This is a genomic window from Oceanirhabdus seepicola (assembly GCF_023684385.1).
Lineage (GTDB): Bacteria > Bacillota > Clostridia > Clostridiales > Clostridiaceae > Oceanirhabdus > Oceanirhabdus seepicola.
Genome location: NZ_JAGSOJ010000003.1, coordinates 300,164 through 311,828 on the forward strand (window position 1 = coordinate 300,164; position 11,665 = coordinate 311,828).

Genomic DNA, 11,665 nt, shown 5'->3' on the forward strand with positions numbered 1-11,665 from the left:
TTATGTTTTTAAAATCAATTGAAGTAAGAGGATTCAAATCATTTGCAGACAAGACAGAATTAGAATTTACAAAAGGTGTTACTGCAGTTATTGGACCCAATGGAAGTGGGAAAAGTAATATTTCAGATGCGGTAAGATGGGTTCTAGGAGAACAAAGTGTAAAAAGTTTAAGAGGGGCAAAGATGCAGGATGTTATTTTTGCTGGAACTCAGTTCAGAAAACCTGTTGGGCTAGCACAAGTATCTTTAATACTAGATAACTCTGATAATAAACTACAGATAGATTATTCACAGGTTAAAATTACTAGAAGATTATACAGATCTGGTGAAAGTGAATATTTGATAAATAACACAAAATGTAGACTTAAAGACGTACAAGAATTATTTATGGATACTGGAATAGGTAAAGAAGGGTACTCCATTATTGGGCAAGGTAAAATAGATGCAATTCTTAGTGGCCATAATGAAGATAGAAGACAGCTACTTGAAGAAGCTGCTGGGATTGTTAAATACAAAACAAGAAAAAAAGAAGCAGAAAGAAGATTGAATAATACTGAAGAAAATCTTGTAAGGATTAATGATTTATTGTCTACTTATGAGGAACGTGTTGAACCACTGAGGATAGATAAAGAAAAAGCAGAAGAGTTCATTGAATTAAGTTCAGAATTGAAGACAAGGGAAGTTAATATTATCTTAGCAACTCTTGAAAAGAATGAAAATAGTTGTAAGGAAAATGAAGGATTATTAACTCAAATTAATGAAGAACTTATTAATTCAAAAAAAGTATTGGAAAACTCTCGAAATGAGTTGACTTCATGGACGGAAGCACTTGAACAATTTGAAACAGAATATGCAAGTGAAAGACAAAAATATTATTCTCAGAAAAATTTGAATGAAAAGTTGAATGGTGAAATTAATCTTTTAGAAGAAAGAATTAAAAATGCAGATCAAGTAATAGAAAAAGAAGAAAAAGAAATAATTTCTCTTAATGAAAAATTCAATATGATAACTAATGAAAAGAATATTCAAATAGGTGATTTGAGCGAATTGAATCTAACAAAAGAGAAAATTGAGGAAAATAAAATATATTTTGATAAGAAGATACTGGAATTAGCTTCTAAGATAGAGTTATCAGGTAAGAAGATTATTAGAATAACTCAAGAAGTTGAAAAGGTTAAAGAAGAATTATTTAGTAAGAAAAATACCTATTTCATAATTGAAAAAGAACTTAAAGATTTTAGTGATAAGAAACTTGAAATTACGCAGAAAATATCTAACTTCGATATGTCTTTAAAAATAAAAGAGAAGACTAAATTGGAACTTATTAATAAAACTGAAGCTATTGATAATGAAATTGAAGATTGGAAGAATAATATTGAAGAGAATAATAAGAGGCTCTTGTGTGAGAAAAAAGAAAAAGTAAAAATTGAAAAAAATATCGATGTATTAAATAGAGAATTTAATGCTTGTGAGGCAAAAAAGAATGTATTGAATAATCTTGAGCAACAATATGAAGGATATAATAAATCTGTCCAAAGATTGATGCGAGAGGTTCATAAATTTATACCAGAATATAAAGATAAGTGTTGGGTGCTAGGTGAAATATTAAAAACTCCTAAAAATTATGAACTTGCAATTGAAATTGCTCTTGGAGGGGCCATTTCTAATGTTATAACTGAGAATGAAATAATTGCAAAACGATTAATTAACACTTTAAAGAATAAGAAACTTGGGAGAGCCACATTCTTACCTATTGATATTGTTAAAGGTAAAAGAGTAAATATTGTTAATAATATTAAAGGGATGCAAGGATATATTGGTATTGCTAGTGACTTAGTATCTTATGATAAGAAGTATACTAATGCAATTGAGTATACTCTTGGGAGAACTGTAATAGCTGATAACATGGATAACGGATTGGCTATTGGGAAAAAAGGTGGACTTGGGTTTAGAATAGTTACGCTTGATGGAGAAGTTATAAATCCAGGGGGATCTTTAACTGGTGGAAGTATATATAATAAAAATAATTCTATCATCGGTAGAAAAAGAGAAATTGAAGAGTTAAATGTTCAAAGTGAAGAACTTATAAAAAAAATCGAGGCTTTGAAGTTTAGTCGTGGAAGTTTTGAAAAGAATATTGAAGCATTAGATGAGAATAATCTTAATATTAAAGATAGGATTCATAGCGAAGAGTTAGAAAGAGTTAAAATTAGAACTAGAATTAAAGGAATTGAAGAAGAAAAAGTTAATCTTATTAAAGAAGTCTCACAGGGCAAAGAATCTTTAAATGTGATTATTAATGAAATAGTTAGTCGTAAAGATGAATTATCAAGCTTTGAAGAAAAAAATAGTGGATTAACAAAAATGCTTGAAATAAGCGAAAGAAACATTGAAGAATTAAAAAATGATAAGACACTAATGGAAGAAGAAAAAAGTAAAGCTGACAAGGAACTAACGGAAATAAGGATTACTGAAGCTGAAACTGTTCAAAAGATAACAAATAAAACAAGTGAAATTAATAGGATTAATATTGAACTTAATTCAATAAATGAGAGAAAGCATGACTTAGAAAAAGAAGTGCAAAAATCATATATGGATAAAGCAATTAGTTCTAAAAAAATCACTGAAGATAAAGAAAATGTTAAAAATATAGAAGAATATTTAGTTAAAGCTGATGAATCATTTAAAGAAAACGAAGATAAAAAAATTAAGATTAAAGAATATATTAAGAAATACTCTGAAGAGTTAATGAGCGAAGAGAAGAATGCAGAACTAATAAATAGAAATCTTAATAAAATTGAAATTAATAAAGCAAAGTTAGAGAGTGAAAGAGATAATGTTTTCCAAAGATTAAATGAAGATTTTGATTTGACTTTAGCTGAAGCAAAAGATTTTAGAAATGAAGATATTGATATTTCTGTAGCAACAAAAGAAATTAAAGTACTAAAAGAAAAAATATCTAGATTAGGTACAGTGAATCTTGGTGCTATTGAAGAATATAAAGAGGTTAAAGAAAAATTTGAATTTATGAGCACTCAGAGAGCTGACTTAATAGACTCAAAAGATGAGTTATTGAAGTTAATAGATGAAATGACAGATGAAATGAGAACGCTTTTTAAAGAAAATTTTGAAATAATGAGAAAAAACTTTGACGTAACATTCAAGGAACTATTTAAAGGTGGAAGTGCAGATTTAATACTTAGTGAAGGGGATGAACTGCAGGCAAACATTGAAATTAATGTTCAACCACCAGGGAAAAAGCTTCAAAATATATCTTTAATGTCAGGTGGAGAAAAAGTATTATCTGCTATTGCACTGTTGTTTGCTATTCTTAAAATGAAGCCAACTCCATTTTGTATTCTAGATGAAATAGAAGCTGCGTTGGATGACGCTAATGTTTTTAGGTATGCAGAGTTTTTAAAAAAATTCTCTGAAAACATTCAATTTATTGTTATTACTCATAGAAAAGGAACTATGCATATGAGTGACGTGATTTATGGGGTTACAATGGAAGAGAAGGGTGTTTCAAAAATACTGTCAATGGATTTAAATAATAATGCAATTCAGGTATAGAGGATCCAGTACGAAAATTAATTTATACATACACTTTAAACCTATGTATAAATTAATATTTGAGTTGGAATCTCAGTATAGTTTGGAGGAAAAATATGTTTGGAAAATTATTTGGTAAACTTAAAAGTGGTTTAGAAAAAACAAGGGATTCTATTACTGATAAGGTTAATGAGGTATTAAAAATTGCCGTGACAATTGATGATGATCTTTACGAAGAACTTGAAGAAATCTTGGTTATGGCGGATATTGGTTTTGATACTACTGTAGATATCATTGATAGACTGAAAAAGAAAATTAAAGAAGAGAAGGTTAATGAACCTTCAGAAGTAAAACCCTGTTTAAGAAGAGTTATTATAGAGATGCTTGAAGAAGATACAGTGGAAATTGAAGAGGAATTTCCGAAGGTACTTTTAATTATTGGTATTAATGGTGCTGGGAAAACTACTTCAATTGGAAAGATTGCAAGTAGATATAAAGAAAGTGGAAAAAAAGTTCTTCTAGCAGCGGGAGATACATTTAGAGCAGCTGCAATTGATCAATTAGAAGTATGGGCAAACAGAGCAGAAGTAGATTTAGTTAAACATAAAGAAGGGGCAGATCCTGGTGCGGTTATATTTGACGCTATTTCTGCTGGGAAATCAAGAGGCTCTGATATATTAATATGTGATACAGCTGGAAGGTTGCATAATAAAAAGAATCTTATGAAGGAATTAGCTAAGATTAACAAAATTGTTGAAAGTGAATTTATTGGAGCGCAAAAAGAAACATATCTTGTGTTAGATGCAACAACAGGTCAAAATGCCGTTTCGCAGGCAAAAGAATTTATGGAAACTAGCAAAATTGATGGTATAATACTTACGAAGTTAGATGGTACTGCCAAAGGTGGTATAGTTATATCAATAAAAAATACTTTGAATATTCCTGTAAAGTATATTGGAGTTGGAGAAGGGATAGAAGATTTACAAGAATTTGATGCATCAGAATTTGTTAACGCACTTTTTGATTAAAAAAATAAGGTGTTAAGTAAAAATACTTGACAGCAACATTTTAATCTGTTATTATTAATATCGTTGTCAGGTTATTAAGTGTGGTGATAATTATGGATAAGAGATTTGAGATTTCGTTTCTGTTGGATTGCTATGGTGCTTTATTAACAGAAAACCAAAAGAATGTGATAGAATTGTATTATAATGCTGATTTATCATTAGCGGAAATTGCAGAAAACACAGGGAAAAGTCGTCAAGCAGTTCATGATCTAATAAAGAGAAGTGAAAAAATCTTATATGATTATGAATCTAAATTATCTCATCTTAATAAAAAGTTATCGATGGACAAATTGACTGTTAAAGTAATTGATAGTATAGAGAATGTTACTAGTGATGATGAGATTAACAGAGAAAAGTTGCTGGATTGTTTGAATGATGTGTTGAAATTCTTAAATGAAATTTATTAGGAGGTTCCTATATGGCATTTGAAGGATTAGCGTCAAAATTACAAGAAGCTATGAAAAAGCTTAAGGGTAAAGGAAAATTAACTGAAAAAGATATAAAAATGGCCATGAGGGAAGTTAAACTAGCGCTTTTGGAAGCGGATGTTAATTTCAAAGTGGTAAAAAACTTTGTTAAGACTGTTGGCGAAAAATGCACCGGAAGTGAAGTAATGGAAAGTCTGACACCTGGGCAACAGGTAGTCAAGATTGTTAATGATGAACTTTCTTCTTTAATGGGTGATGAGAGTAAAGAAATTAATTTGAAAGCAAATGGCATTTCAGTTATAATGCTAGTAGGTTTGCAGGGTGCAGGTAAAACAACAATGGGCGGTAAGCTCGCTACGCATCTTAGAAAGAATAATAAAAGACCTTTACTTGTTGCTTGTGATATATATAGACCAGCTGCGATTAAACAATTGCAAGTTGTAGGGAAATCTATAGATGTTCCTGTATTTAGTATGGGTGATAAAGTGAATCCTGTAGATATCGCAAAAGCAGGAATAGAACATGCAAAAGCAAATGACAATAATGTTGTTATTATAGATACAGCTGGAAGACTTCATATTGATGAAGAATTAATGCAAGAGCTTAAGGATGTAAAAGAATGTGTGGAGCCAGATGAAATTTTACTTGTTGTAGATTCTATGACTGGGCAAGATGCAGTAAATGTAGCTACTACATTTGATGAGTTATTAAACATTGATGGTGTTGTACTTACAAAACTTGATGGTGATACTCGTGGAGGAGCTGCATTATCAATCAAAGCAATGACTGGAAAACCAATTAAGTTTGCAGGAATAGGAGAAAAACTTAATGACTTAGAGGTGTTCCATCCAGATAGAATGGCTTCAAGAATTCTAGGAATGGGAGATGTATTGTCTCTTATTGAAAAAGCACAAAGTGCAATTGATGAGAAAGAAGCAGAGGAATTATCTAACAGAATGATGAATGAAGAATTCAATTTTGAGGATTACCTTTCTGCCATGAAACAGATGAAAAAATTAGGACCTTTAGGGAAAATCATGGAAATGGTTCCTGGTGCTAATAAATCAATGATGGGTGATTTAGATATGGAAGCTTCTGAAAAAGAAATGAATCGAGTTGAGGCAATGATTAATTCAATGACTGTTGCTGAAAGAAGAAATCCAAGTCTTATTAAGAACTCATCATCGAGAAAAAAGAGAATTGCAAGAGGTTCAGGTGTAAATGTCGCTGCAATTAACAAACTGCTAAAAGGATACGAACAATCAAAGAAAATGATGAAGCAGTTTAAAGGAATGAGCAAAGGTGTTGGAAAGAAAGCGTCAAAAGGTTTATTTGGGAAATTCCCATTTTAATATAAACAAATGAAGAATTTAAGGAGGTGAATATAATGGCGGTTAAAATCAGACTAAAAAGAATAGGTGCTAAGAAAGCTCCTTTCTATAGAGTAGTAGTTGCAGATTCAAGAGCTCCTAGAGATGGAAGAAACATCGAAGAGATCGGGTACTATAACCCACTAACAGAACCTAAAACTATCAAAATTGATGAAGAAAAAGCAGCTAAGTGGTTAAGCAATGGTGCACAACCAACAGAAACTGTTAAGAAATTATTTAACATAGTAGGAATCAACAAATAGTATATAATGTTGAATGGAGGCGTATCTCGATGAAAGAATTGCTAGAGGTAATAGCCAAATCTCTTGTAGATAATCCAGAGATGGTTCAAGTTAATGAAATTTCTGGTGAACAATCCATAATTCTTGAGTTAAAAGTTGCTCAAGATGATATGGGTAAAGTAATAGGTAAGCAAGGAAGAATAGCTAAGGCTATTAGAACTGTTGTTAAAGCTTGCGCTATCAAAGAGAATAAGAGAGTAGTAGTTGAAATAATTTAAGAGTTAGGGTTTCCTAACTCTTATTTTGTATAAATAAGTATATAATTTGCAAATAATATTGTACATATACAATTTAAGTACATTAACGTATATAAATATATATTTTTATATTAAAATTTAAACAAGGTTGAGGTGTGGTATGAAGAATGAAACTTTAGTAATTGGTATGATAACGAAAGCTCATGGTATTAGAGGTGAGGTGAAGGTAATGCCACTTACTGACGATCTTAAGAGATTCAAAAAGCTTAAGACTGTTTTAATTGACGGTAAAGAAGTTGTAGTTGAAGGTGTGAAGCTTCAAAGTACTAAAGCTATTTTGAAACTAGAAGGTTTCAACAAAATTGAAGACACTGTAGTACTTAGAGATAAGTATATTTCTGTTAATAGAGAAGAGGCTGTGCAACTTGAAGAAGGTGAATATTATGTAGCTGACCTAATTGGGTGTATGGTATTTGATGAAAATGGTCTTCAGTTAGGGCAAATATATGATGTAATAAGTACGGGAAGTAATGATGTTTATTGGGTTAAAGATGACAAAAAGAAAGATGTTTTAATTCCAGTATTAAAAGAAATTGTATTGAGTGTTGATATTGCTTCAGAAAAGATAATTATAAAGCCTATTAAAGAGTGGATGGATGAATGAAGATAGATATTTTAACACTTTTTCCCGAGATGTTTGAAGTTTTTAATCATAGCATCATGAAAAGGGCGCAGGAAAGTGGACGCTTGGAATTAAGTATTGTAAATATTAGAGATTACTCAGTAAATAAACATAGAAAAGCAGATGATTATCCTTATGGCGGAGGTGCCGGAATGGTTATGACTCCGCAGCCTATTGTTGACTGCATAAAGAACGTAAAAGAGAATAATAAAGGTAAAGTTATATTTTTAGGACCTAGAGGGGAAAGATTTAATCATGAGAAAGCTCAAGAACTTTCTCATGAAGAATCTTTGATATTCCTATGTGGTCACTATGAGGGTATAGATGAGAGAACAAGAAAATATATAGATGAAGAAATTTCATTAGGTGACTTTATACTTACTGGAGGCGAAATGGCATGCCTACCAATTGTTGATAGTATAAGTAGATTAATTCCAGGAGTGCTAGGTAGTGAAGAAAGCTTTATGGATGAATCTTTTTACAATGGGTTATTGGAATACCCACAATACACTAGGCCGGCTGATTTTGAAGGTGATAAGGTTCCAGAGGTTTTATTATCAGGTCATCATGATAATATAAAGAAGTGGCGAAAAATAAAATCTTTAGAAATAACCAAAAGATATAGAAAAGATCTTTATGATGAGTATATTTTGACTAAAGATGATATAAAATTGTTGAAAAATAAGAAAAAATACTTGAAAGATTAAATTTTATATGTTAATATAATACTTGTGCGATTTCAGGCGGTCCTCTGATAGAAATTCTGTTATAGAACGTCTAAATTTAAGAAGGAGGTTGTACAAATGCAAGATATAATAAGAGCTATTGAAAAAGAACAAATTAGAACTGATTTACCTGAGTTTCACGTTGGTGATACAATAAAAGTTCACGTAAGAATTACTGAAGGTAAAAAAGAAAGAATTCAAGTTTTTGAAGGTACTGTAATTAAGAGACAAAACGGTGGAATTAGAGAAACTTTCACAGTAAGAAGAGTTGCTTATGGTACTGGAGTAGAGAGAACTTTCCCAGTTAACACACCTTTCATCGATAAGATTGATGTTGTAAGATTAGGTAAAGTAAGAAGAGCTAAGTTATTCTACTTAAGAGAAAGAGTAGGTAAAGCTGCTAAAGTTAAAGAGAAAATTGTAAGAAGATAATTTAAGAGGGGCTTTAGGCCCCTTTTTTTATTGTTTAGAAATTATAAGATATTGGTTGAAATTAGCACATTTAAACCTTGTATATCAAAATTATTGATGTTTGTATAAAACTGTGTTAGTATAATTCCTAACAATAAATAATAAAAGGGCACACTAAAAAAGAAGTGGAGAGTTGAAAAGAAATGACATTTCACCATTCTCAACTTCTTTAAAAATGTTTTTAATTTTTTATATCAAAATATACACTTTTATAAGGAGTGAAGAAATTATGCATGGAATAGAAAGCGTTAATACAATAGATAATATTAACTGGTATCCTGGGCATATGGCAAAAACCAAAAGAAAGATTAAAGAAGAACTAAAACTTGTAGATATTGTTATTGAGATTAGGGATGCAAGAATTGTTGAAGCTAGTAAGAATCCTGAAATTGATAAAATCTGCAAAGGTAAGCCAAGGGTAATACTATTAAATAAATACGACCTAGCGGAAGATAAAATAACCAATCAATGGGTAGAAAAATTAAAAGAAAATGATGTTGAGGTTGTATTAACAAATTGCGTTAAAGGATATGGCATGAATGATATAAAAAGAGCCATAGATAAATTAATGAAAGATAAAAGAGAGAGAATGGAGAAAAAAGGTGTATTAAACTTTGTTACAAGAGCAATGGTTGTAGGTATACCAAATGTAGGTAAGTCTTCATTCATTAATAGAATGGCTAATGGAAAAAGAGCTAAGACTGGAGATAAACCAGGGGTAACTAGATCAAATCAATGGATAAAGACAACTTTAGGTATTGAGTTATTAGATACTCCGGGGGTGTTGTGGCCAAAGTTCAAAGATGAAATAGTTGGGCAAAATCTTGCCTTTACAGGGGCAATTAAAGATGAAATTCTAAATATCGAAGATTTAACATATAAATTGTTAGAAAGACTTGTTGTAGAATATCCAGAGAATCTTAAGGAAAGATATAAATTAGATTACGTATCAGATGATCCTTTGGAAACAATGGAAGATATAGCAAGAAGAAGAGGTTGTCTTCTTAAAAAGAATGAGATTAATTACCATAGAGTATCAGTTATATTATTAGATGAATTTAGGGGAGGGAAAATTGGCAAAATCTCTATTGAGAAGCCATAAATATATGATTAAAGACATAGGGGCTCTAAAAGTTAAAGAAATAAAAGATGTTGTAACAAAAGAAATAGACCATATGTATGTATCTAAAGATATAGTTAACGTAGAAAAATTAATTTCAATTTTATCTGAAGATGGGCGAAGTGCGGTAAAAGCTTTAAAAGTAAAGTGTGATAAAGAAATCACTAAACTGCAGAATGAGATTGAAAGAGTAAAAAAACTCTATGAATTTGATATAAATCATAATAATGGGTTGATTATCGCTGGTGTTGATGAAGTTGGTAGGGGGCCATTAGCAGGACCTATAGTTGGAGCAGCTGTGGTTTTGGATTACAGTTCGTTGAAAGCAAATGACTTGATATTAGGAATAAATGACTCTAAGAAGATTAAAGAGAGTGAAAGAGAAAGGTTATTTGATCAGATAATAAAAGAATGTGTTGATTATAAGATAGTAGGAATTGATAATCTGACTATTGATAATAATGGAATTTCTTGGTGTAATAATGAAATATTTAAGAATGCAATTCTGGGGCTAAATGTTAAGCCGGAAAAAGTTTTATGTGATGGGTATTGTATTAAGAATTTTAACGTAGAGAATGAAGCAGTAATTAAAGGTGATACCAAGAGTGCAGCTATTGCTTGTGCATCTATTATAGCAAAAGTTTATAGAGATAGAATGATGAAAGAGTATTCAGAAAAGTATCCAGAATATGATTTTCATAATAATGTTGGGTATGGAACTCAGAAACATATTGAGGCATTAAGAGAACATGGGTATACAGATATACACAGAAAGTCATTCATAAAAAATCTTCTTAATTTATAGATTAAGGCACATGAAAATAAATAACAAGTCAAAGATGCGACGGATATTTTGTGATATGCGAAGAGTTGGGTTCTGCTGATAGTTGCGCTATCAGTGGGTTCCAAGGATGAAGTAGATCACAAAATAGACTAGCATACTGACTAGTTATTTATTTGAATGTTCCTAAGATATTATAATACAGTGTAATGTTAATATTTTTTTAATAAAGGACTCCTATTTTGGGAGTTTTTTATTTTTATGCGATTTGATAATCGAAATCCATAGGGTGCCAGTCCCGAACATTGAAGTTTTGATGTAGCTGTTATCCAAGGTGAGGAATTCTTTTATTTAATTTAATAAAAAATTAACAATTTCACCCTACCAAGTTATATCTTTAATGTGATCTATAGAAGAATTAGTACCATTATTAACAACTTTTATTAAATCAATACGAGCATTTTCATTTGGAAAAAATTTTTTAAGATATACAAAAGCAGAGCGCTTGATTCTATTCAATTGATATTTTGTAACAGGAGGATAGGTATCAAAATTATCAATAAACTTACTTTTTACTTCTATAAAACATATACACTCATTCAATTTATCCTTAGCAATAATATCAATCTCACCTAGATTGTGTCTATAATTAGTCTCTATTATTGTGTAATTGTTCGATTTAAGATATGAACTAACAATATTCTCATTCATACTCCCGAAAGTTTTTTTATAAGATTTCATTTTAAGTTCCCTTCTTCTCTGTTCTCTGTTATTTGTTTATATTAAGAGTATTGACAAAACCAAATTATAAAAACATATGTTTCAAAAAACGATTATAAAAATAAACTTATTGTCAATAATTATGATTGAAATCATAATTAGGCATATGAAAATAAATAACAAGTCAAAGAGGTGGTGGATATTTAGCTTCAGACGATGAGTTATGTTCACTGATAGCTGCTCTATCAGTG

Annotated in this window: 12 protein-coding genes; 11 read left to right on the forward strand and 1 reads right to left on the reverse strand. The window is 30.5% G+C overall.

Going from position 1 to position 11,665, the window contains the following annotated elements; genetic code table 11:
• Nucleotides 1–2 precede the first annotated feature (2 nt).
• The 11 genes from smc to KDK92_RS15280 all read left to right on the forward strand — a co-directional run bounded on the left by smc (nucleotide 3) and on the right by KDK92_RS15280 (nucleotide 10,718).
• Nucleotides 3–3,572: a chromosome segregation protein SMC gene (gene smc, locus KDK92_RS15230; protein WP_250860191.1), complete on the forward strand. Its 3,570-nt coding sequence runs from the start codon at nucleotides 3–5 to the stop codon at nucleotides 3,570–3,572.
• Nucleotides 3,573–3,667: 95 nt separating this feature from the next.
• On the forward strand, nucleotides 3,668–4,579 hold the full coding sequence (gene ftsY, locus KDK92_RS15235) for a signal recognition particle-docking protein FtsY (RefSeq protein WP_250860192.1): 912 nt from the start codon (nucleotides 3,668–3,670) through the stop codon (nucleotides 4,577–4,579).
• Nucleotides 4,580–4,671: 92 nt separating this feature from the next.
• Nucleotides 4,672–5,025, forward strand: coding sequence for a putative DNA-binding protein (locus KDK92_RS15240; protein WP_250860193.1), 354 nt, complete (start codon nucleotides 4,672–4,674; stop codon nucleotides 5,023–5,025).
• Between the two features lie 11 nt (nucleotides 5,026–5,036).
• Nucleotides 5,037–6,398 (forward strand): signal recognition particle protein, encoded by a 1,362-nt coding sequence (gene ffh / locus KDK92_RS15245; RefSeq protein ID WP_250860194.1) that lies wholly within the window; start codon nucleotides 5,037–5,039, stop codon nucleotides 6,396–6,398.
• Between the two features lie 35 nt (nucleotides 6,399–6,433).
• The gene (gene rpsP, locus KDK92_RS15250; protein ID WP_250860195.1) at nucleotides 6,434–6,679 is read left to right on the forward strand and encodes a 30S ribosomal protein S16; all 246 of its coding nucleotides are present in this window, start codon (nucleotides 6,434–6,436) and stop codon (nucleotides 6,677–6,679) included.
• Between the two features lie 29 nt (nucleotides 6,680–6,708).
• Nucleotides 6,709–6,936: a KH domain-containing protein gene (locus KDK92_RS15255; protein ID WP_250860196.1), complete on the forward strand. Its 228-nt coding sequence runs from the start codon at nucleotides 6,709–6,711 to the stop codon at nucleotides 6,934–6,936.
• A gap of 139 nt (nucleotides 6,937–7,075) precedes the next feature.
• Entirely contained in the window at nucleotides 7,076–7,579 is a 504-nt protein-coding gene (rimM, locus tag KDK92_RS15260; protein ID WP_250860197.1) for a ribosome maturation factor RimM, read from the forward strand.
• On the forward strand, nucleotides 7,576–8,304 hold the full coding sequence (gene trmD, locus KDK92_RS15265) for a tRNA (guanosine(37)-N1)-methyltransferase TrmD (RefSeq protein ID WP_250860198.1): 729 nt from the start codon (nucleotides 7,576–7,578) through the stop codon (nucleotides 8,302–8,304). Before rimM ends, trmD begins: the two co-directional genes overlap by 4 nt.
• Before the next feature lie 96 nt (nucleotides 8,305–8,400).
• On the forward strand, nucleotides 8,401–8,754 hold the full coding sequence (gene rplS, locus KDK92_RS15270) for a 50S ribosomal protein L19 (protein ID WP_250860199.1): 354 nt from the start codon (nucleotides 8,401–8,403) through the stop codon (nucleotides 8,752–8,754).
• 268 nt (nucleotides 8,755–9,022) lie between these two features.
• Entirely contained in the window at nucleotides 9,023–9,895 is an 873-nt protein-coding gene (ylqF, locus tag KDK92_RS15275; protein WP_250860200.1) for a ribosome biogenesis GTPase YlqF, read from the forward strand.
• Between the two features lie 4 nt (nucleotides 9,896–9,899).
• Entirely contained in the window at nucleotides 9,900–10,718 is an 819-nt protein-coding gene (locus tag KDK92_RS15280; protein WP_250860546.1) for a ribonuclease HII, read from the forward strand.
• 357 nt (nucleotides 10,719–11,075) lie between these two features.
• Here the strand turns inward: KDK92_RS15280 and KDK92_RS15285 are convergent, their stop codons facing one another.
• Nucleotides 11,076–11,435, reverse strand: a complete 360-nt coding sequence (locus KDK92_RS15285; RefSeq protein WP_250860201.1) for a YraN family protein — start codon at nucleotides 11,433–11,435, stop codon at nucleotides 11,076–11,078.
• Nucleotides 11,436–11,665 lie beyond the last annotated feature (230 nt).

What these genes read in the sequence shown, in the direction of transcription:
- rplS (WP_250860199.1), top strand. Translation starts at nt 8,401, where the DNA reads ATGCAAGATATAATAAGAGCTATTGAAAAAGAACAAATTAGAACTGAT.
- KDK92_RS15255 (WP_250860196.1), top strand. Translation starts at nt 6,709, where the DNA reads ATGAAAGAATTGCTAGAGGTAATAGCCAAATCTCTTGTAGATAATCCA.
- smc (WP_250860191.1), top strand. Translation starts at nt 3, where the DNA reads ATGTTTTTAAAATCAATTGAAGTAAGAGGATTCAAATCATTTGCAGAC.
- ftsY (WP_250860192.1), top strand. Translation starts at nt 3,668, where the DNA reads ATGTTTGGAAAATTATTTGGTAAACTTAAAAGTGGTTTAGAAAAAACA.
- ffh (WP_250860194.1), top strand. Translation starts at nt 5,037, where the DNA reads ATGGCATTTGAAGGATTAGCGTCAAAATTACAAGAAGCTATGAAAAAG.
- trmD (WP_250860198.1), top strand. Translation starts at nt 7,576, where the DNA reads ATGAAGATAGATATTTTAACACTTTTTCCCGAGATGTTTGAAGTTTTT.
- rpsP (WP_250860195.1), top strand. Translation starts at nt 6,434, where the DNA reads ATGGCGGTTAAAATCAGACTAAAAAGAATAGGTGCTAAGAAAGCTCCT.
- KDK92_RS15285 (WP_250860201.1), bottom strand. Translation starts at nt 11,435, where the DNA reads ATGAAATCTTATAAAAAAACTTTCGGGAGTATGAATGAGAATATTGTT.
- KDK92_RS15240 (WP_250860193.1), top strand. Translation starts at nt 4,672, where the DNA reads ATGGATAAGAGATTTGAGATTTCGTTTCTGTTGGATTGCTATGGTGCT.
- rimM (WP_250860197.1), top strand. Translation starts at nt 7,076, where the DNA reads ATGAAGAATGAAACTTTAGTAATTGGTATGATAACGAAAGCTCATGGT.
- ylqF (WP_250860200.1), top strand. Translation starts at nt 9,023, where the DNA reads ATGCATGGAATAGAAAGCGTTAATACAATAGATAATATTAACTGGTAT.
- KDK92_RS15280 (WP_250860546.1), top strand. Translation starts at nt 9,900, where the DNA reads ATGATTAAAGACATAGGGGCTCTAAAAGTTAAAGAAATAAAAGATGTT.